General features: G+C 43.9%; 1 pseudogene. It reads right to left on the bottom strand.

The window, feature by feature from the left end:
* Positions 1-85 precede the first annotated feature (85 nt).
* A pseudogene (locus AAEY62_RS22005) lies at positions 86-280 on the bottom strand (ABC transporter permease); the annotation flags it as partial.

Raw genomic sequence — 280 nt, 5'->3', positions numbered from 1 at the left:
CAATAAAAGCTACGCGGCGGCGTTTTTCGTCGTCTTCAGCGCGAATAAAACGGCCTAGATCGGGGTAGGTACGGTATGCGTTTTGTTAGTCTTGCTCAGTACCCATAACCCGCGATGAATGCCTTTTATTACCATACTCAGCTCCGCCTGAAAAACGCCAAGTAAACATTAGTGCGGTGAGTGTTTCTGCTTCTTTTACTCGTGCTTTTAAGGTTAAAAAATCGTCGTAGCTAAGTTTTGCATTTTTACCAACCATTTCTAGCTCAATACTGGTATACGC

It is taken from the genome of Pseudoalteromonas sp. GW168-MNA-CIBAN-0100, assembly GCF_040309225.1.
In the GTDB taxonomy this organism is placed as follows: domain Bacteria; phylum Pseudomonadota; class Gammaproteobacteria; order Enterobacterales; family Alteromonadaceae; genus Pseudoalteromonas; species Pseudoalteromonas arctica.
This window is presented reverse-complemented; position numbering and strand designations above follow the sequence as displayed.